Raw genomic sequence first — 19,975 nt, 5'->3', positions numbered from 1 at the left:
CGAAGCGGGCTGCCGGTCGGGCCCGGCCCGCACGCATACTCGGTCGCGTCCGCCCGTCCCCGCGCCCCCGGGAGCACCCCATGGCCCGACCGACCCGCCGCAGTGCCGTCGCCGCTCTCGCCGCGGCCGCCGCCACCGCCGCCCTCGCACCCGTCGCCACCGCGGCCGAGCGCCCCGGCGCCCGTCCCGCCGGGCCCCGGCCGCTGCGCCGGGCCCACGCGCACAACGACTACGAGCACCCGCACCCCCTCCTCGACGCCCTCGCCCACGGCTTCACCAGCGTCGAGGCCGATGTCTTCCTGGTCGACGGACAGCTCCTGGTGGCCCACGACCCGGCCGGCCTCGACCCGACCCGGACCCTGGAAAGGCTGTACCTGGACCCGCTGATGGCCCGGGTCCGCGCCCACCACGGATCGGTGTACCGGGGCCACCACCGGCCCGTACAGCTCCTGGTGGACATCAAGACCGACGGCGCCGCCGCCTACCGGGAACTCGACCGGCGGCTGCGCCCGTACCGCCGCATGCTGAGCACCTACGCGTACGGCCGTGTCACGCCCGGCGCCGTCACCCCCGTCGTCTCCGGCGACCGCGGCGCCCGCGCGCCCATGGAGGCGCAGCAGGTGCGCCACGCCTTCTACGACGGCCGCCCGGAAGACCTCGGCACGGCCGCCACCGCCGCCTTCATCCCGCTCATCAGCGGCAACTGGACGCAGAGCTTCACCTGGCTGGGCGCCGGTCCGTTCCCGGCCGCCGAACGCCGCAGGCTGCGGACGTTCGTCGCGCGGGCCCACGCGCACCGGCAGCGGGTGCGGTTCTGGGCGACCCCGGACCTGCCGGGGCCCGAGCGGGACGCGTTGTGGCGCGAACTGCTCGCCGCCGGCGTCGACCACATCAACACCGACGACCTCGCGGGCCTGGAGGCCTTCCTGCGCGCCCACGGCGAGTAGACCCGGGCCGGACCCGTGTCCATGACGGGACGTCACCCGCCAACAGCACCCGTACGGCGGACACGCCATACGCCCGACCGGCCCGCCTCCTCCGCCACACTGGCCGCCGAATGCCGCAATTCCGGCGCGGCGGAGGAGGTTGGCCATGGCCATTTCGATCTCGGTGGTGCTGTTGCTCGTGGTGCTGGCGGTGATCTTCCTGCGCAGCGGCGGGCTCAAGGCGTCGCACGCGATGGTCTGCGTGCTGCTCGGCTTCTTCCTCGCCGGTACGAGCATGGCTCCCACGATCCAGGACGGGCTCAACGCCACGGCGAGCGTGGTCGGTAGCCTCAGACCATGACATCGGTCCGCCGGAGGTTCACCGCCGAGGCGCGGCGCGCCCGCCTCGGCCCCCGCCATCTGCTCACGTCCGCCACACGCGCGAGCACTCCCGAGGAGGTGGCCCGGGCCCTGGTGGCGCTGCACGCCACCGATCCCGCCACGGTCTTCCTGGCGGTCGCCGCGCGCACGGGCACGGCCTCGGTGGCGGAGCTGGAACGGGCCCTGTACGAGGACCACTCACTCGTGCGGATGCTCTGTATGCGCCGCACGATGTTCGTGCTGCCCACGGAGCTCGCCCCGGTCGCCGACGCGGCGGCGGCCAGGGCCGTCGCCGTCCGGATGCGCGCGGATCTGGCGAAGGTGATCGGCGAACAACTCGGCTTCGACGCGCGGTGGTTCGCCGCCACGGAGGAGGCGGTCCTCGCGGCCCTCGCCGAGCGCGGAGAGGCCACGGCGGCGCAACTGGCCGAAGACGTACCGGACCTGAAGTCGCAGATCGTCATGGCAGCCGGCAAACCGTACGAGGCGAAGCCCCGCATCACCAGCCGCTTCCTGGGCGTCCTGGCCGCCGAGGGCCGCATCCGGCGCGGGCGGCCCCTCGGCAGCTGGGCATCCAGCCAGTTCCGCTGGACGGTCGCGGAGTCGCACCCCGAGCTCGCGGCCGACACCGCCAGGACCGAGCTGGCCGCCCGCTACCTGGACGCCTTCGGCCCCGCCACCACCGAGGACGTGAAGTGGTGGACCGGCTGGACGCTGACCGAGACCCGCAGGGCCCTGGCCGGGACCGAGGCGGTGGGCGTGGACCTCGACGAGGGCCCCGGTCACGCCCTGCCCCACCAACTGGAGCCGCCGCCCGCGCCCGAACCCTGGGCCGCGCTGCTCCCGGCGCTCGACCCGACCCCGATGGGCTGGCGCCACCGCGACTGGTACCTGAACGCCGGGCACAAGGCCGAACTCTTCGACAAGACCGGCAACATCGGCCCCTCCGTGTGGTGGAACGGCCGGATCGTCGGCGGCTGGGCGCAGCGCCCGGACGGCGAGATCGTCACCCGGGTCTTCGAGGACGTGGGCGCCGCCGCCGAGCGGGCCGTGGACGCCGAGGCGGCACGGATGGCGGAGTTCTTCGGGGACGTACGGATCCGTCCGAGCTTCCGGACCCCGCTGGAGCGCGGGCTCTGCGCGTAGGACGGGCCCGCGGGTGCGCGGGCTCAGATGAGACGCGAGCGGATGAGGAAGCGCACGCCTTCCGGCGCCTCCAGCGAGAAGCCGCTGCCGCGCCCCTCGACGACGTCGACGATCAGCCGGGTGTGCCGCCACACCTCGTGCTGGGCGGCCGAGATCCAGAACGGGACCGGCTCCTCGACGCCGTCGACGACCAGATTTTCCAGCAGGACGTCCGAGCCTCCCGTACGGAACTCGCCGTCCGGGTAGCACATGGGCGCGCTGCCGTCGCAGCAGCCGCCCGACTGGTGGAACATCAGGGGCCCATGAGCGGCCCGCAGCCGCCGCAGCAGCCCCTCGGCGGCGGGGGTCAGCTCCACGCGCGCGGGGAGGCCGTCGGGCCCGTCCTCCGTGTTCCTGGCGGACATGGGGATCACGGCCCTTCGGTCTGCGTGGCGTGCGGATGCCGCAACCCCACCACGGGCGGGGTTGCGGACACGTTGCGGACCGCTACGGCTGCCGCGCCGAGTCGGGCGCCTCGCGGGGGTGCGGGACCGCGAGCGGGGACGGGACCGGCGAGGAGAAGGCCTGGTCGTCGTGGTGGAGGGAGACCGTCCGGGTCGGCGCCGGGATGGAGATGCCCTCCGCACGGTAGCGCTGGTGCAGGCGCTTGATGAACTCGTGCTTGATCCGGTACTGGTCGCTGAACTCGCCCACGCCCAGGATCACCGTGAAGTTGATCCGGGAGTCCGCGAAGGTGTGGAAGCGGACGGCCGCCTCGTGGTGGGGGAGCGCGCCGTTGATGTCGGCCATCACGCTGTTGACCACGTCCAGGGTCACCCGCTCGACGTGCTCCAGGTCGCTGTCGTAGCCGACGCCCACCTGCACGAGGATCGACAGCTCCTGCTCCGGGCGGCTGAAGTTGGTCATGTTCGTCCGCGCCAGCCGGGCGTTGGGGATGATGACCAGGTTGTTCGACAGGTTGCGCACCACGGTGTTGCGCCAGTTGATGTCGACGACGTACCCCTCCTCGCCGCTGCTGAGCCGCATGTAGTCACCCGGCTGCACGGTCTTGGAGGCGAGGATGTGCACGCCCGCGAAGAGGTTGGCGAGGGTGTCCTGGAGCGCCAGCGCGACCGCGAGGCCGCCGACGCCGAGTGCGGTGAGCAGCGGGGCGATGGAGATGCCCAGCATGTCCAGGGCGACCAGCGAGCCCATCGCCACCACCACGACCCTGGTGATGTTGACGAAGATGGTGGCCGACCCGGCCACCCCGGTCCGCGACTGCGCCACCGACCGCACCAGATCCGCGACGACCCGGGCCGTGGTGAGCGTGGTGATCAGGATGAGCAGGGCGGTCAGCGAGTGGTTGGCGATCGCCGCCATACGCGTGGTGAGCGGCAGGGCCGAGGCCGCCGCCGCGGCCCCCGCGATGACGGCGGCCCAGGGTGCGACGGTACGCAGCGCGTCGACGACGATGTCGTCCCCCCGCCACTTCGTCCTCAGCGCGTGCTTGCCCAGCCAGCGCAGCAGCGCCCGCAGCAGCAGCGCGGCGACGAGCCCCGCGGCCATCGCGATACCGGCGACCACCCAGTCGTGCAGGACGAGGCCCCGGGTCAACGGACCCCCTCCGAGGTGCGACGGGCCGGGAGGAGGACTGCGGGAAGGGCCGCCACCGGCGGCCGTATGTGAAGTGTCGCCATCTTGTCACCTGTCAGTTCGTCGTGCGTGAAGCGCCGTTCGGGGTCCTCGCGGACGCACCGAACGGGCTGCCATCCTGCCGCATGGACACGACGGCGGCGCGGGTGGGCCGGGGTCACGCGGACCACCCGCGGCTCATCCGCGCGCGGTCTCCCCGCAGCCGCACCGCCGCTCCGGAACCAAGGGATCCGCGGGTACGGCGAGCCCGGCCCGTTCGGCGAGGACACCGCCCTGGAAACGGCTCTCGGCGCCCAGCTCCTCCAGCAGCTCCGCGATGTGGCGGCGGCAGGTGCGCAGTGACATGCCCATGCGCCGGGCGATCACCTCGTCCTTGGCGCCCTCGGCGAGCAGTCCCACCAGCGCCCGCCGCAGACTGTGCCCGACCTCTTTGTAGGCGGCCTCGCTGGTGCCCAGGAACGGGGTGGCTCCCGACCAGTGCTGCTCGAACACCCGGCACAGGTAGGCGACGACATCGGGGTCCCGGACCAGCACCGCGCCCTCGCCGGAACCGCCGTCCGCCCGGCGGGGCAGAAAGGCCACGGCCCGGTCGAACACCACGGCCCGGTCCGGCAGTTCGGCGGCCGTGCGGTACTCCGCGCCCGCCTCGGCGAGCGTCTCCACATACCCTTGCGTGGACAGGCTGGCGCGGGCCGAGTGCTGGTAGAGCGTCCGCATCCGGACGCCGCGGCGGAGCATCGCCAGATCCCGGTCGATGGCGTCCCCGAGGCGGTGGGGCGCGCGCCCGCCGCCCGGCTGGATGCTGAACACCTCCTCGCGGCAGTCCGCCGCGGCCTCGGTGAGCATCGCGGAGGCCGCCGGCAGGTCGGGCAGGACGTCGATGCCCTCCTGGTGGCCGCGCCGGCGGCGGACGGCGCGGTAGGTGGGCATCAGGGAGCGCAGATCGTCGCGTACGGCCTGCGCGTGCGCCGCGTCCCGGGCGAGCCGGGCCTCCAGCGGGCCCACCACCTCGGCCGCGGCGGCGTCGGGGCTGACCGGTATGAGCTCCTCGGGTCTGCCCGGAGCCGGGCGGAGCAGCCGGAGCTCGCGCAGGGTCCGGCAGGCCGCCTCGACCTCCGCCCGGGACAGGCCGAGTTCGGGGGAGGCGTCGGGCGGCCAGCCCTTGAGGCTGCCCCGCGCCAGCACGTACTCGAAGACGGCGACGGCCCTCGCGTCCACCTGCGGCAAGCCGTTGACGTCTGTCCCGATATCCATGTGTTTCCCCCGCAATGCGGCCGTGCTACTTCCGTGCCATGCAGGCTATTGCCAGGCCGAAGAGCTGGACCAACAGGGCCCGCCGGGATGGACTTTGACCGTCGGGCCGGGCAAACCCCGCCAGGCCGACATTCCGGACCCGAGACCTTTCCGGCCGCCCGCCCCGGCGGCCGTACGAGGAAACCGTCGCCGGTCGACGACCTCCCGACCCTGGAGCCGTGCCATGCCCCGAGCACTCCGCTGTCTTCTCGTCCTCACCGCCCTGCTGGTCGGTGGCGCGTGCGTCACCCCGGCGGGCGGCGGACCAGGGACGGCGGACGGAGTGCGGGGCGGTGGGACGGCGGCGACCACGACCGTCGCCGCGAGCATCCTCGACACCAGCTGGGGCGACGACTACGTCCGGCCCCAGCACTAGGGCGTACGGCGAAAGTCCCGCCTGCCCCCGCGCCGCCCGGCACGCGCGCCCGCCCCGCGCGACCCGGCCCCTGCGAGCCCGCCCAACCGCCCCTGAACTGCGAGGTCGAAGAGCGTGTCACCCCTGCCCGCGACACCGCCGCCCGCCCCGTCCCCGGCCCTGCCCGGGCCCCGGCGGGTACGCGCCGAACGCCCCGCGGACCTCGCGCTCCTGCCCGACGTGGTCCGCGCGGCCGTCGCCCGGTCCGCGCCGGACGGCGAGACGGACTGGACCGTGGAGCCGGGGGACTTCTGGTGCCATGTGGTCCCCGCCGGGACGGCCCCCCGCGCCCAGGGCTGGAAGCTCCACGTCTCGGCCACCCCGCTCTCCGCACCCGTGACCCTGGCCCGGTCCGCCGACGTGCTCCTCGCCCACCGCGCCGCCTTCAAGTTCGCCGGCACCCCCGCCCGCGTCGCGGCTCTGGTCTCCGGGCGCTACGAGCGCGGCGGGGGCGGCAAGTTCCTCACCGTGTACCCCGCCGACGACGACCACTTCCGGCTGCTCGCCGAGGAGTTGCACCTGGCCACCGCCGGTCTGCCCGGCCCCGCCGTCCTCTCCGACCGCCGCTACCGCCCCGGCAGCCAGGTGTACTACCGGTACGGGGTGTTCTCCGCCGTGCCCGCCCTGACCGCCGACGGCTGCTTCGCGGCCCGGCTCACCGACCCCGAGGGGCACCCGGTCGCGGACGAGCGGAACGCCTGGTTCAGCCCGCCGGCCTGGGCGGGCGACCCCTTCCCCGACCGCCCGGCGGCCCCGGCGCGCAGCACGGCCACCGCCAAACCGGTCCTGCTGCACGACCGCTACCTCGTACGCGGCGCCATCCAGCACTCCAACAAGGGCGGGGTGTTCCGCGCCAAGGACACCACCACCGGCGTCCAGGTCGTCGTCAAGCAGGCGCGGCCCCACGTGGGAGCGGGCCTGGAGGGTCTCGACGTCCGCGATCTGCTGCGCCGGGAGGCGGCCCTGCTCGACCGGGCCGGGCGAGCCCACCCGGACCGCGTCCCCCGTCTCGTCGAGGTCTTCGAGCAGCAGGGCAGCACCTTCCTGGCCGCCGAGTCGGTCCCGGGGGCGACCCTGCGGCGCACGGTCGCGGACCGGCTGACGCGGGACGGGACCGCCTGCCCCGACGACCGTACGGCCGACTTGCTGGTGGGGCAGCTCGTCGACCTGGTGGCCACCGCCCATGGACTCGGCGTCACCCTCCACGACTTCAACCCCAACAACGTGATGGTCACGCCCGAGGGCCGCCTCGTGCTGATCGACCTGGAGATGGCGGCGCCGGAGGGCGAACGCTGGGTCCTGGGCGCCACCCCCGGCTACACCGCCCCCGAACTGCGCGCCCTGGACCAGGTGGCGCCCGCGGCGGCACCCGGCGTCGACCTGTACGCCCTGGGGGCGACCATCCTGCACGCCCTGAGCGGCGCCGACCCGCTCTTCGCGCCGGACCTGCCGGGCGCGGGGCCGGCCCGGCCGGAGGAGGAGCGCCTGGCCGCCCTGGTGCAACTGCTGGCCCGCGACAACCCGTTCGTACGCCGGTTCTCGCCGCTGGTACGGGGGCTGATGCGGGACGCGCCCGCCGACCGCTGGACCCTGGAGCGGGCACGGCGCTTCCTCGGCGAAGCCACCCCGCCGACGGCCCTACCCGCCGCGGTCGTGGGGCGGGCCGAAGCCGCGCCGACCCGCGCCCGGCTGCTGCACGACGGCCTCGCCCACCTCCTCGCCACCCTGCGGCCCGGCCACCCCGAACGGCTCTGGCCCACGGAGGCGTTCGGCGGGACCTGCGACCCGGTGGCCGTGCAGCACGGCTCGGCGGGCGGCGTGAGCGTACTGGCCCGGGCCCTGCGCCACTGGGACGAGGACGGCGGCTCCCCGGCCGTCACCCGGGAGACGCTGCGCGCGGGGCTGGCGGCCGCCGCGTCCTGGACGGCGGACCGGCAGGACTCCCTGCCCAGCGGTCTTCCCGGCCTCCACTTCGGCCGCTCGGGCACCGCCTGGGCGCTCCTGGACGCCGCCCGGGCCCTGGACGACCCCCGGCTCGCCGCACGCGCCACCACGCTCGCCCTGGCCCTGCCCGTTGAGTGGCCCAACCCCGACGTCTGCCACGGCGCGGCCGGATCGGGCCTGGCCCAGCTGCACTTCTGGCGCGCCACCGGGGACCCGCGCTTCCTCGACCGTGCCGTACGGGCCGCCGACGGGCTGCTCGCGGCGGCCCGGCGCACCTCCGAGGGAACCTTCTGGCCGGTGCCGGAGGACTTCGCGTCCGCCCTCGCGGGGGCCTGGCACTACGGCTTCGCGCACGGCGTGGCCGGCGTCGGCACCTTCCTGCTGCTGACGGCCGGGGCCACGGGGGAGGAGCGCTTCCTCGACGCGGCCATCGAGGCGGGCGCCACCCTGACCGCCGCGGCCCGCTCCGGACCCGCGGGCGCGCTGTGGCCGGTCGACCGGGCCCGCCACCTCTCCGACGCCCCGGAGCTCGCCCGGCACTGGTGCAACGGCTCGTCCGGAGCGGGCACCTTCCTGGTCCGGCTCTGGGCCGCCACCGGCGCCCACGACGACACCCTTCGCGACCTGGTGGAGGGCGCGGCCGTCGCCGTACGGGCGGGCCGGGCCACCGACTCCACCTCGACCTGCCACGGGCTCGCGGGCAACGCCGAATTCCTGCTCGACGCGGCCGAGTTGACGGGCGAGCCGCACCACCGGTCCGCGGCGGAGCTGCTGGTGGAACATCTGGCCGCGCAGGCGGTCCTCCACGACGGCCGCCTGCTGGTGCCGGACGAGAACCGCGGGACGGTGCTCGCCGAGTACGCCACCGGCCTGGGCGGAAGCCTCTCGCTGCTGCTGCGCCTGCGGTTCGGCGGCCCCCGCGCCTGGCTGCCCGAGGGCGAACGCGCCCACCCCTGAGACTCCGGCGGCCACCCGGCCGCCGGCCGCCGGACCCGCCGGGCCCGGCACGCACCACCGAACGAAGGAGCCCATCATGATGGAGCACGACATCGACGCCCTCCAGGTCCTGCCCGAGGACGTCCGCACCGAGAGCCTCGGCGGCGAGGAGCACGCCGCCGCGCTGATCACCTCCTGCCGCATCCACATGAGCGGCTGCTGACCCACCGGTGGAGGGGACGGGCCCCCCGTCCCGCCCCCTCCACCGCGCACCGCCCGCGCGAGGTGGGCCGTGCGCGGTGGGCCGTGCGACACCGGTCACCGGCAGCCCGGCCCCGGCGGGCCCCTGGCGCAGAACCCCGGCGCGGGAGAGCGAAGTTCGGTGCGGCGCGGGCACGCGCCCGGCGGACGGTGCACATGTAAGCGCCACGTGGACGTTGCCCCGAGCCCACCTAACCCTGACGGCGCTCCTCCCGGCCGTGCCCCTCGCGCTGGGCCTCGGTGCCCTGCCCGCCCACGCCGCCCCCACCGGTGCCCCGCGCGCGTGCTCGACGGCCGCCGGGCCCTACCAGCGGGAGGTCGAGGAGCTGATGGGGCTGGAGGCGGACGGCAGCTGACCAGCTGCCCCACGCGGCAGGGCGGCCAGGCCATCCACGGCGTCCGCGACAACCTCTACGAGGGCCCCGGCTCCCACGGCTGCGTCAACCTCCGCCACGAGGACGCCCAGCGGCTCTGGGGTGTGCTGCGCCTGGGGGACGCGGTCTACGTGTGGGGGAGGAAACCACAGGCGTGACCATGCGCGTACGGTGGCGAAACGGGGCATTTCCGTCACTGTCGTGCTGTCGGCGGCACCCCCTGAACCCCCGAACGGGGGTCGGGTTAGCATATGAGCGCCGCCTAGCTCGAAAGATAAACTCGTGACTGTCAATGACGACTCGTTCACCAATTGGAAGAACCGCGAGGAGATCGCGGAGTCGATGATCCCGATCATCGGGAAGCTGCACCGGGAGCGGGACGTCACCGTCCTCCTCCACAGCCGCTCCCTGGTGAACAAGTCGGTGGTCAGCATCCTCAAGACCCACCGCTTCGCCCGGCAGATCGCCGGTGAGGAACTCTCGGTCACCGACACCCTTCCGTTCCTGCGGGCTCTCACCACCCTCGATCTCGGCCCCTCGCAGATCGACCTCGGCATGCTCGCCGCGATGTACCAGGCCGACGACCGCGGTCTGACCGTGGCGGAGTTCACCGCCCAGGCCGTCATCGGCGCCACCGGTGCCACCAAGATCGAGCGTCGCGAGGGCCGCGACGTCGTCCTCTACGGGTTCGGCCGCATCGGCCGGCTCGTCGCGCGCCTGCTCATCGAGAAGGCCGGCTCCGGCAACGGTCTGCGGCTGCGCGCGATCGTCGTCCGCGGTGGCGGCGAGCAGGATCTGGTCAAGCGCGCCTCGCTGCTGCGGCGCGACTCCATCCACGGCCAGTTCCAGGGCACGATCACCGTGGACGAGGCGACCAGCACCATCGTCGCCAACGGCAACGCGATCAAGGTGATCTACGCCAACGACCCGTCCGAGGTCGACTACACGGCGTACGGCATCAAGGACGCCATCCTCATCGACAACACCGGCAAGTGGCGCGACCGCGAAGGCCTTTCGCAGCACCTGCGCCCCGGTATCGACAAGGTCGTCCTGACCGCCCCCGGCAAGGGTGACGTGCCGAACATCGTGCACGGCGTCAACCACGACACCATCAAGCCGGACGAGCGGATCCTGTCCTGCGCGTCCTGCACCACCAACGCGATCGTCCCGCCGCTGAAGGCCATGGCGGACGAGTACGGTGTGCTCCGCGGCCACGTGGAGACCGTCCACTCGTTCACCAACGACCAGAACCTGCTGGACAATTACCACAAGGCCGACCGCCGCGGCCGCTCCGCGCCGCTGAACATGGTCATCACCGAGACCGGCGCCGCCTCGGCCGTCGCGAAGGCGCTGCCCGACCTCAAGGCGCCGATCACCGGCAGCTCGATCCGCGTTCCCGTCCCGGACGTCTCGATCGCGATCCTCAGCCTGCGGCTCGGCCGGGAGACCACCCGCGAGGAGGTCCTCGACCACCTCCGCGACGTCTCGCTGCACTCGCCGCTCAAGCGCCAGATCGACTTCACCACCGCCCCCGACGCCGTCTCCATGGACTTCGTCGGCTCGCGCCACGCCTCGATCGTCGACGCGGGCGCCACCAAGGTGGACGGCGACAACGCGATCCTCTACCTCTGGTACGACAACGAGTTCGGCTACTCGTGCCAGGTCATCCGCGTCGTCCAGCACGTCTCGGGCGTCGAGTACCCGACGTACCCGGTGCCGACGAGCTGAGCACCCGCGCACCAGGAAAAGAGGCGCCTGACCCGGGCTTTCGCCCGGCAGGCGCCTCTTGTCACCTCTCAGGCCGTCACACGAGGTCGAACCGGTCCAGGTTCATGACCTTGACCCAGGCCGCGGCGAAGTCCTGGGCGAACTTCTCCTTGGCGTCGTCGCTCGCGTACACCTCCGCGAGGGCGCGCAGCTCCGAGTTCGACCCGAAGACGAGGTCGGCGCGGGTGCCGGTCCATTTGACCTCGCCGGTGGCGGCGTCGCGGCCCTCGAAGGCGTGCGCGTCGTCGGAGGTCGCCTTCCACGTCGTGCCCATGTCGAGCAGGTTGACGAAGAAGTCGTTGGTGAGGACTCCCGGCGTCCGGGTGAAGACGCCCGCCGACGACTGCCGGTGGTTCGCGCCCAGCACCCGCAGACCGCCCACCAGCACGGTCAGCTCGGGGGCGCTGAGCGTGAGCAGGTTGGCCCGGTCGAGCAGCAGGTACTCGGCGGGCAGCCGGTTGCCCTTGCCCAGGTAGTTGCGGAAACCGTCCGCGGTCGGCTCCAGGGCGGCGAACGATTCCACGTCGGTCTGCTCCTGCGAGGCGTCCACGCGGCCCGGAGTGAAGGGGACCTCGACGGCGAAGCCCGCGTCCCGGGCCGCCTTCTCCACCGCGGCGGACCCCGCGAGCACGATGAGGTCGGCCAGCGAGACCTGCTTCCCGCCGGCGTTGAACTCCCGCTGGATCCCCTCCAGCGTGCTCAGCACCACCGACAGCTGGTCCGGGTCGTTGACCTCCCAGCCGCGCTGCGGCTCCAGACGGACGCGGGCGCCGTTGGCGCCGCCGCGCTTGTCGCTGCCCCGGAAGGACGAGGCCGACGCCCAGGCGGTGGAGACCAGCTGGGAGACGGTGAGGCCCGAGGCGAGGACGCGCTCCTTGAGGGAGGCGATGTCCGCCGCGCCGACCAGCTCGTGCGTCACCTCCGGCAGCGGGTCCTGCCACAGCAGCGTCTCGGAGGGGACCTCCGGGCCGAGGTAGCGCGAGACCGGACCCATGTCGCGGTGGGTCAGCTTGAACCAGGCACGGGCGAACGCGTCCGCGAACTCGGCCGGGTTGTCCTTGAAGCGCCGCGCGATCGGCTCGTAGACCGGGTCGAGGCGGAGCGCGAGGTCGGTCGTCAGCATCGTCGGCGCGTGGCTCTTCGACGGGTCGTGGGCGTCCGGCACGGTCCCCGCCCCGGCGCCGCCCTTGGGCCGCCACTGATGGGCGCCGGCCGGGCTCTTGAACAGCTCCCACTCATAGCCGAAGAGGATCTCGAAGAAGCTGTTGTCCCAGGTGGTCGGGGTGTTCGTCCAGATACCCTCGAGGCCGCTGGTGATCGTGTCCCCGCCCTTGCCGGTGCCGTGGGAGTTGCGCCAGCCCAGGCCCTGCTCCTCCAGCCCGGCGGCCTCGGGGTCGGGGCCGACCGCCTCGGAGGGGCCCGCGCCGTGGGTCTTGCCGAAGGTGTGGCCGCCCGCGATCAGCGCGACGGTCTCCTCGTCGTTCATCGCCATCCGGCGGAACGTCTCGCGGATGTCGCGCGCCGAGGCGATCGGGTCCGGCGTGCCGTTGGGGCCCTCCGGGTTGACGTAGATGAGACCCATCTGCACCGCGCCGAGGGGGCTCTCCAGCTCCCGGTCGCCGGTGTAGCGCTCGTCGCCGAGCCAGATGGTCTCCGGGCCCCAGTACACGTCCTCGTCGGGCTCCCAGACGTCCGCCCGGCCGCCGCCGAAGCCGAAGGTCTTGAAGCCCATGGACTCCAGGGCGACGTTGCCGGTGAGGACCAGCAGGTCGGCCCAGGACAGGCTCTTGCCGTACTTCTTCTTGACCGGCCACAGCAGCCGGCGCGCCTTGTCGAGGCTGACGTTGTCCGGCCAGCTGTTGAGCGGGGCGAAGCGCTGCTGCCCGGCCCCGGCGCCCCCGCGGCCGTCGCTGATGCGGTACGTGCCCGCGCTGTGCCAGGCCATCCGGACCATGAGCGGCCCGTAGTGGCCGAAGTCGGCGGGCCACCAGTCCTGCGAGGTGGTCAGCACCTCGGCGATGTCCCGCTTCACGGCCGGCAGGTCGAGGCTCTTGAACGCCTCGGCGTAGTCGAACTCCTCGCCCAGCGGGTTGGCCACGGCGGGGTTCTTGGCGAGGATCTTCAGATTGAGCCGCTCCGGCCACCACTGGTGGTTGCCCCCGCCCTGCGTCGGATGCGGGGCGCGACCGTGCGCGACCGGGCAGCCGCCGCTTCCGTCCTCCGTTTTCGGGTCCGTGACGATCGCGTCGTGGTTCTCAGACATCGGAATCCTTCCGGGCTGGTGGATCACACTGCTCAGGGGACTACGGGTGGTCGAACAGTTCGATGCGGCGGACGGATCCCGTCGCGATCAGTGGACGGTGGAAGGTCGCTCGGGAACGGGCCCGGGAAGGCGGGAGGACCGGCTCGGTCTGCTGCCGTACCGCCATACCGGAGGTGTCCGTTCCCTTGGCCGTCGTTGGTATCGATCCTACGATGGACGCTGTCCAGGTCAAGAAGCTCACCGGTTTCGTTCTCGGTCGGAAGCTGTACGCCGACCGCCGATCGCGGGTACACCACTACTGGCCCCTACTCGACTCTCCACCGAGCCGGAACGGATGGATCCTTATGAGTGACTTGCTGGAGCGGCTCCGCGGGCGTGGCTGGCGGGTGACCTCGCAGCGGCGCGTGGTGGCGGAGGTCCTCGACGGCGACCACGTGCACCTCACCGCCGACGAGGTGCACGCGCGCGCGGCGCGACGGCTGCCGGAGATCTCCCGGGCGACCGTCTACAACACGCTGGGCGAGATGGTCTCCCTCGGCGAGGTCCTGGAGGTCTCCACCGACGGCCGCGCCAAGCGGTACGACCCCAACGCGCACCGGCCCCACCAGCACCTGGTCTGCTCCGGCTGCGGCACCATCCGCGACGTCAGCACCAGCGGCGACCTGCTGTCCCACCTGCCCGTCGAGAACCGGTTCGGCTTCACGGTCGCCACGGCCGAGGTCACCTACCGGGGGCTGTGCCCCTCCTGCGCGTAGCACGGGGCGTCCGACGGACACGCCCGCGCCCGGCGCCCCGTAAGACGGCGGCCGGGGCGGAAAGGGGTAGGGCGGCGAACGGTGTGGTGAAACCCCGGGCGGGTACTACTTCCCTCCGAGGGCCGACGGAGGATACTGGTCACGCCCCGATCGCCTACAGAACGACTCCATGGCCAAGAACCCCGTTTCCCCGCCCACCGTCCCCGACACCGCGTGGCTGGGGCGCGCGCGCCACCTCGGGCCCGAGCCCGAGCAGGACGTCCGGCGCAACCTGATCGCCCTCAGGGCGGCCGGGGTGCTCGACTCCTTCCTGGACCTCGACCCCGTCGAGGCGGCGCGCTCCACCGTCCTGCACCCGCGCGACGAGTCCGCCGACCCCGGCCCCACGGCCCGGCGCGTCTTCGAGGCCCGCTGGCGGGTCGCCGACGACGTCACCGTGCGGGCCCAGCTGACCACGTACGACCCCGAGAACCGCCGCAAGGAGGGCGAGGGAGTCACCTGGGTCCTCGCCGCCGAGGCGGAGCGGCCGTGGCAGACCGACTGGCCCTCGCCGGCCACCATGTTCTGGCCCGACAGCGACCGGATCGCCTGGGACCACGACACCGTCCCGGACCTGCGGATGCGCACCACCAACCACCTGCCCAAGGACGACGACGAGCTGCGCCACCTGCTGCGGGACTGCGCCCGCCAGAGCTGGTTCGTCCACGTCGTGGTGCACGAGGCGATGACGCCGGACGCGGCGGGGCAGCGGCCGGTCACGGCGTATCTGCCGCCGAGCCTGCGCCACCGGGTGATCGAGCACCGAGGCACCCCGGAGCAGGCGCAGATCGCCGACTTCGCGATGAAGAAGGAGCTCGGGGTACGGCTGCCGCGCGGCGGCGCGGTCGTGCTGCCCACGCAGCCGCAGGGCGCGGACTACGACGCGGACCGCTTCACCGTCCGCACCGTCATCCTGGACGGCTCCGAACCGACCGAACTCCTCGACAGGATCAGGGAGTTCGCCGCCCTCGCGCGCCCGATGACACCTGACGCCGAGCGGGCCCTGACCCGGCTGCGCCAGGGCTGGCACCTGCTCACCCCGGACGAGGAGCTGGTCCACGCCCAGGCGATGGTCGCCAGGTACGCGGAGGCGCTCGACGCCATGACCACATCGCGTGACCTGTACCGGGAGGCCGCCGAGGCGGCGCAGGCGGCGCTGGCCGAGGCCACCGGCGGCGACGGCGTGCCCGTGCTGCCCGCGCCGAGGGCCAAGGCGGACGCGTCGCCGCTGAGCGCGCTCACCAAGGCGTTCGGCCGCTTCCGGGACCCGGGCAAGTAGCCCGCCGCCCCCGGGACCGCCGAAGAGGGCCGTCCCGGGGGACGCGCCCTCTTCGGCGGCCACCGGCAGTCACCCGGCCGCGGCCGGCGCTCCGCGATCAGAAATTGATCATGTGACCGGCCAGCCCGTGCACGGCCTCCTTCACCGCCTCGCCCAGCGTGGGGTGGGCGTGCACATTGCGGGCGACCTCGTGGACGGTCAGGTCCCACTGCTGCGCCAGCGTCAGCTCCGGCAGGAGCTCGGTGACGTCCGGCCCGATCAGATGGGCGCCGATGATCTCGCCGTGCGTGTTGTCGCTGATCAGCTTCACGAACCCGACCGGGTCGCCCAGGCCGTGTGCCTTCCCGTTCGCGGTGAACGGGAACTTGGCGACCTTGACGTCGAAGCCCTTCTCCCGCGCCTGCGCCTCCGTCCAGCCGAAGCTGGCGATCTGCGGCCGGCTGTAGGTGGCGCGCGGGATCATCGGGTAGTCCAGCTCCATCGTCTCCGCGTCCGCGATGGTCTCCGCGGCCACGACACCCATGGACTCGGCGGTGTGCGCCAGCATCAGCTTCGCCGTGACGTCGCCGATGGCGTAGATGTGCGGTACGGAGGTACGGCAGCGGCCGTCCACGTCGATGGCGCCGCGCTCGGTGACCCGTACACCCGTGGCCTCGAGGCCGTACCCGGTGACGTTCGGCGCGAAGCCGATCGCCTGGAGCACCTTGTCGGCCTCCAGGACCTTTGCCGCGCCGTCCTTGCCGGTGACCGTCACCCGCACCCGCTCACCGGACTCGTCGATGGACTCGACCCGGGTCGAGGTCAGCACGTCGATGCCCAGCTTGCGGTACTGCTTGGCCAGCTCCGCCGACACGTCGGCGTCCTCCAGCGGCGCGATCCGGTCCAGGAACTCGACCATGGTGACCTTGACGCCGTAGTTGTGCAGGACGTAAGCGAACTCGATCCCGATGGCCCCCGCGCCCGCGATCACGATCGACCCCGGCAGGTCCTGGGCGAGGATCTGCTCCTCGTACGTCACCACGCGCTCGCTGCGCCGGGTGCCGGGCAGCAGGCGCGGGGTCGCGCCGGTCGCGATGACGCAGTTGTCGAACGAGACCGTCCGCTTGGTGCCGTCCGCCAGGGCGACCTCAAGGGTGTGCGCGTCGAGGAACGTGCCCCGGCCGTCGAACTCGGTGATCCCGTTCTTCTTCATCAGGTAGTGGACACCCTTGACCCGGCCGTCCGCCACCCGCCGGCTGCGCCGGTAGGCCTCGCCGTAGTCCAGCGACACCTCACCGTTCACCGTGATGCCGTAGTCCTTGGCCTCGTGGGTGAAGATGCGCGCCAGCTCGGCGTTGTGCAGCAGCGCCTTGGTGGGGATACAGCCGACGTTCAGGCACACACCGCCCCAGTACCGCTCCTCCACGACGGCGACCCGCTTGCCGAGCTGGGCGGCACGGATGGCCGCCACGTAACCACCGGGACCCGCCCCGAGGACGACTACGTCGAAGTGCTCCTGCATGGGGGTTACTTCCCTTCCGATCACCTGTTTTCGATCAGAGGTCAGCAGACCACAGGGGCACACGCACCGAAGCCCCGGGGCACCCGGGGACGCGCCGGACCCGTACGGCGCCCGTCAGCTCTCCTCCGTCAGCTCTCCTCCGTGCGCGCGAGCGCCTCGGAGATCAGACGGGTCGCGAAGTCGGGGTCCTCGGTGATGCGGTTGATGTGCTCGGCGAGGAGGAAGGCGGTGACCTCCAGGGCGTTCATCTCCGCCTCGGTCCAGTCGCCGTACTGCTCCCGCCACAGACTGGGACTCAGCCCGGTCCCGGCGGCGATGACGAGACCGGCGAGCGTGGGGATGGCCTCCGGCCGGACGCTCTTGCGCATCGCGCTCATCGAGGCCACCAGGTTGGGCACCACGTACTCGATGACGTCCTTGCCGTGGCTCTCGTGCGCCTTCCGTAACCAGGTCATGAACATGTAGACGAGCGTGCACGCGCCGTCGAGCAGATCCCTGGCCGACTGCGGCCCCATCGAGTCGAGGAACTGCTCCGCCAGCGCCTGCTCCTCGGGATCCGACCGGCCCCCGTGCCCGTGAATGCTCCTGAGCCGGGAGTCGACCACCATCAGCGCCGCACCCACATCGCCGGCGGGAGCGTACTGAGGGCCGAAGTCCGATACCACGGGGCCTCCTCGGTGGTCACGGGGTGCTGCTCGGTGTGTACGTACAGTAGACGGCGGAGGGGGCGGGGGTCCGGCGAATGGGGAAGTGGCCCAAAGGGCGGGCGGAGCGGCCCCTCGAAGACGCCATGCCCGTACGGGCCATCCTGGCGGAATCGCGCCCTGGCTACCCGCCGGCCGATCTGTTGCCATGGGCTGGGGGCGGCAACGCGGGACAGCACCGGCGAAGGGGGGCTTCGTGGGGACATCCACGCGCTGGAAGGGTCCGAGCGGGGCGCAGTGGGGGGCCGCCGCGCGCCGACTGGCTCGTTGGGATGACGCGTCGCGCCAGGCGGACCGGCGGCTTGAGGAGATCGCCGCCGACCATCTTCGCGCGCTGCACCAGACCCTCCGTGCCGACCGGACGGCATTCGGCCTGTACGACGCCGCCTGCGCGGCCGGTGAACGCCTCGCCGGAGAGCTGGGCTCGCTGGCGGCACAGGGTGCTCGGTCGCAGGACGAACTCGTCGCCCGTCTCGTCGCGAACGCCGCGGGCGACGGAGGCACCCTCGCTGACGCGGCGATACGCAGGGGACTGGCGGCGGCGGTCCGCGATGTCCGGGCCCGGCATCCGGAGCTGGACGACGCCATGGGCGCGAGATGCGCGGGCACCGGCTTCGCCTGGGACATCCTGTGCGATCTCTACCAGGTGTTCTTCGCAGACTTGGTGGGGGAGTTCCTCCGGTCCGTGGTCGCCGAACACGTCAAGCTATCGGTGCCGACGCTTCTGGTGGCCGATCCCGAAGGCAGGGTCGCCGACTGGGTCGCGGAGAAGCTGGTGGACCTGGTGCCCAACCCATGCGCGGAGGCGACCGAGGGCACGGACCCCGCGCGGGCCGTGGAGACCGCGCGGTCGATCGGTGACGCCGTGGAGGATCCGTCCACTGTGCTGCCGAACATCGCCGCGGCGCTCGTCCCCAGAGCGGTCGGCGCGGTCCTCGGACTGATCGACGCGACGAGCGCCGGCGATGAGGGGGCCGCGGCATGACACGTTCCGGGGCGTTCCTGTGGTGGCGCGGTCACCGGGGGGACAGGCCACCCGACGAGACCTGGGTGGAGATCGGCGAGAAGGCCTTCCAGGAGGACGAGCGGCGCATCACCGGCCGCCACCGCCTGCCCGGACCGGTGCCGGAGTGGACCGATGACCTGTTCCGGGTGGCCAGGGCGGCGTTCATCGCCGACAAGTACGTACGGCGGACTGATGCCCAGGACGGGTGGACCCGCCGTATCAGCCTCGCGGTGCCCGTGACCGAGTACGAGCGGTGGAAGAGTGACGTGGTCCGCTCGCACCTCCACGGACTGCTCCAAGTCCTCACCGGCGACCTCTGGCAGGTGCGCTTCCGGCCGTTCAGGAGTCGACAGGTTCAAGAGGCGATGGACTTGCCGGGCCTTCCGCGAGCCTCGGAAGTCGCCCTGTTCTCCGGAGGCCTGGACTCCCTCACCTGGGCTGCCACGCGCTCCCGCGCCGCGGACCCCCGGCCGCTGCTCCTCGTGATGTTCCGCGAGATCGGCCTGCTGCGCCTCCAGCAGCGGGTGTACCGGTCCGTGGAACGTCTGGCCGCCGCGAACCGGCCGGTGACGCTGCTTCAGATGAGCCAGACCCCGCAGGGCGACGGCTCCGGTCTGAGACTGGAGACCTCCTCCCGCACACGCGGTCTGCTGTACGCGGCAGGAGCGATCCGCGTGGCCGCGGCGCACGGCGTCAGCCTCGTCCACATCCCGGAGAACGGTCAGCTTGCTCCCAACCCCCCGTTGACACCCGCGCGTTCAGGCGCTTGCTCCACCCGATCCGTGCACCCGCGCACCCTGGCAAGCCTGAACGCACTCGTGACCGCAGTCAGCCAGGAGGGCAGCACAGTAGAGGTGCTCAACCCCTGGGCTCCGCTGACCAAGGGCGAGGTATGCAGAGCCGGCGGTGACGCCGGCCTTACGCCGTCCGACTTGGAATCCACCCTGAGCTGTGGCAGGCCGCCGGCCCGGCGCAATGGTGGCCCGCCCCTCGCCAACTGCGGAGTCTGCTTTCCGTGCCTCGTCCGTCGCTCCGGACTGCTGTACGCCAACGGCAGGGACAACACCGCGTACGAGGCGGCGCCGTGGGCCGACCATCTCTCCCACGAACAGCGAACGGACTGGCGGGCGCTGCAACGGTGGCTGCTCGGCGACTACACCCTGACGGATGTGGTGACGGACACCCCACTGCCACCGGAAGCGGACCCCAGGGCGGCGCTCGATCTGATCAGCCGCGGGCGGGAGGAGCTGAACCGGCTGCTCCGCCTGGCGGACAGGTCCGGGGACAGGGACGCGGGACAGAGCCCGCCCGCCGCCGGGGCGAGGGCGTCCGGCCGGTGACCGGTGAACG

18 protein-coding genes are annotated in these 19,975 nt (G+C 72.7%); 12 read left to right on the top strand and 6 right to left on the bottom strand.

Features of this window, described 5'->3' with window-relative positions; all coding sequences use genetic code 11:
• The first annotated feature begins 80 nt into the window (after nt 1-80).
• The 3 genes from ABZ404_RS23900 to ABZ404_RS23890 all read left to right on the top strand — a co-directional run bounded on the left by ABZ404_RS23900 (nt 81) and on the right by ABZ404_RS23890 (nt 2,453).
• The gene (locus ABZ404_RS23900) at nt 81-947 is read left to right on the top strand and encodes a phosphatidylinositol-specific phospholipase C/glycerophosphodiester phosphodiesterase family protein (RefSeq protein ID WP_358831246.1); all 867 of its coding nucleotides are present in this window, start codon (nt 81-83) and stop codon (nt 945-947) included.
• 145 nt (nt 948-1,092) lie between these two features.
• Nucleotides 1,093-1,287, top strand: coding sequence for a hypothetical protein (locus tag ABZ404_RS23895; protein ID WP_101391222.1), 195 nt, complete (start codon nt 1,093-1,095; stop codon nt 1,285-1,287).
• On the top strand, nt 1,284-2,453 hold the full coding sequence (locus ABZ404_RS23890; RefSeq protein ID WP_358831245.1) for a winged helix DNA-binding domain-containing protein: 1,170 nt from the start codon (nt 1,284-1,286) through the stop codon (nt 2,451-2,453). Before ABZ404_RS23895 ends, ABZ404_RS23890 begins: the two co-directional genes overlap by 4 nt.
• A gap of 23 nt (nt 2,454-2,476) precedes the next feature.
• Here the strand turns inward: ABZ404_RS23890 and ABZ404_RS23885 are convergent, their stop codons facing one another.
• The 3 genes from ABZ404_RS23885 to ABZ404_RS23875 all read right to left on the bottom strand — a co-directional run bounded on the left by ABZ404_RS23885 (nt 2,477) and on the right by ABZ404_RS23875 (nt 5,342).
• Entirely contained in the window at nt 2,477-2,857 is a 381-nt protein-coding gene (locus ABZ404_RS23885) for a DUF779 domain-containing protein (RefSeq protein WP_358831244.1), read from the bottom strand.
• Nucleotides 2,858-2,939: 82 nt separating this feature from the next.
• The gene (locus tag ABZ404_RS23880) at nt 2,940-4,049 is read right to left on the bottom strand and encodes a mechanosensitive ion channel family protein (protein WP_358831243.1); all 1,110 of its coding nucleotides are present in this window, start codon (nt 4,047-4,049) and stop codon (nt 2,940-2,942) included.
• Nucleotides 4,050-4,265: 216 nt separating this feature from the next.
• Nucleotides 4,266-5,342, bottom strand: coding sequence for a hypothetical protein (locus ABZ404_RS23875; protein WP_358831242.1), 1,077 nt, complete (start codon nt 5,340-5,342; stop codon nt 4,266-4,268).
• A 223-nt stretch (nt 5,343-5,565) separates the two neighbouring features.
• Here ABZ404_RS23875 and ABZ404_RS23870 point away from each other — a divergent pair, with 223 nt between their 5' ends.
• The 5 genes from ABZ404_RS23870 to ABZ404_RS23850 all read left to right on the top strand — a co-directional run bounded on the left by ABZ404_RS23870 (nt 5,566) and on the right by ABZ404_RS23850 (nt 11,039).
• A complete protein-coding gene (locus ABZ404_RS23870) occupies nt 5,566-5,757 on the top strand; it encodes a hypothetical protein (protein ID WP_358831241.1) in 192 nt (63 codons plus the stop codon).
• A gap of 114 nt (nt 5,758-5,871) precedes the next feature.
• On the top strand, nt 5,872-8,697 hold the full coding sequence (gene lanL, locus ABZ404_RS23865) for a class IV lanthionine synthetase LanL (protein WP_358831240.1): 2,826 nt from the start codon (nt 5,872-5,874) through the stop codon (nt 8,695-8,697).
• A gap of 76 nt (nt 8,698-8,773) precedes the next feature.
• On the top strand, nt 8,774-8,899 hold the full coding sequence (locus ABZ404_RS23860; RefSeq protein WP_358831239.1) for an ALQxL family class IV lanthipeptide: 126 nt from the start codon (nt 8,774-8,776) through the stop codon (nt 8,897-8,899).
• 69 nt (nt 8,900-8,968) lie between these two features.
• Entirely contained in the window at nt 8,969-9,469 is a 501-nt protein-coding gene (locus ABZ404_RS23855; protein WP_358831238.1) for a L,D-transpeptidase, read from the top strand.
• A gap of 124 nt (nt 9,470-9,593) precedes the next feature.
• Entirely contained in the window at nt 9,594-11,039 is a 1,446-nt protein-coding gene (locus tag ABZ404_RS23850; RefSeq protein ID WP_358831237.1) for a glyceraldehyde-3-phosphate dehydrogenase, read from the top strand.
• A 76-nt stretch (nt 11,040-11,115) separates the two neighbouring features.
• Here ABZ404_RS23850 and katG read toward each other — a convergent pair whose 3' ends face one another.
• Nucleotides 11,116-13,341 carry a catalase/peroxidase HPI gene (gene katG / locus ABZ404_RS23845; protein ID WP_358831236.1) on the bottom strand — a complete coding sequence of 742 codons (2,226 nt, stop codon included), beginning with the start codon at nt 13,339-13,341 and terminating at the stop codon, nt 11,116-11,118.
• 344 nt (nt 13,342-13,685) lie between these two features.
• Here katG and ABZ404_RS23840 point away from each other — a divergent pair, with 344 nt between their 5' ends.
• Both ABZ404_RS23840 and ABZ404_RS23835 read left to right on the top strand, forming a co-directional pair.
• A complete protein-coding gene (locus ABZ404_RS23840) occupies nt 13,686-14,096 on the top strand; it encodes a transcriptional repressor (protein WP_358831235.1) in 411 nt (136 codons plus the stop codon).
• Nucleotides 14,097-14,265: 169 nt separating this feature from the next.
• Nucleotides 14,266-15,414, top strand: a complete 1,149-nt coding sequence (locus ABZ404_RS23835) for a hypothetical protein (protein ID WP_358990851.1) — start codon at nt 14,266-14,268, stop codon at nt 15,412-15,414.
• A gap of 97 nt (nt 15,415-15,511) precedes the next feature.
• Here ABZ404_RS23835 and lpdA read toward each other — a convergent pair whose 3' ends face one another.
• Nucleotides 15,512-16,915 carry a dihydrolipoyl dehydrogenase gene (lpdA, locus tag ABZ404_RS23830; RefSeq protein ID WP_358835538.1) on the bottom strand — a complete coding sequence of 468 codons (1,404 nt, stop codon included), beginning with the start codon at nt 16,913-16,915 and terminating at the stop codon, nt 15,512-15,514.
• Nucleotides 16,916-17,043: 128 nt separating this feature from the next.
• Nucleotides 17,044-17,580, bottom strand: a complete 537-nt coding sequence (locus tag ABZ404_RS23825; RefSeq protein ID WP_358835539.1) for a hypothetical protein — start codon at nt 17,578-17,580, stop codon at nt 17,044-17,046.
• Between the two features lie 235 nt (nt 17,581-17,815).
• Between ABZ404_RS23825 and ABZ404_RS23820 the strand changes: the two genes are divergently transcribed.
• Complete coding sequence (locus ABZ404_RS23820; protein ID WP_358835540.1) at nt 17,816-18,604, top strand: hypothetical protein; 789 nt, start codon at nt 17,816-17,818, stop codon at nt 18,602-18,604.
• Nucleotides 18,601-19,965: a hypothetical protein gene (locus ABZ404_RS23815; protein ID WP_358835541.1), complete on the top strand. Its 1,365-nt coding sequence runs from the start codon at nt 18,601-18,603 to the stop codon at nt 19,963-19,965. The genes ABZ404_RS23820 and ABZ404_RS23815 overlap by 4 nt, the downstream gene beginning before the upstream one ends.
• Nucleotides 19,966-19,975 lie beyond the last annotated feature (10 nt).

Origin of the sequence: Streptomyces sp. NPDC005878, from assembly GCF_040629815.1 — a bacterium.
Classification (GTDB): Bacteria; Actinomycetota; Actinomycetes; order Streptomycetales; family Streptomycetaceae; genus Streptomyces.
The sequence above is the reverse complement of the archived record's forward strand: the minus strand, read 5'-3'. Positions and strand labels throughout refer to the sequence as shown.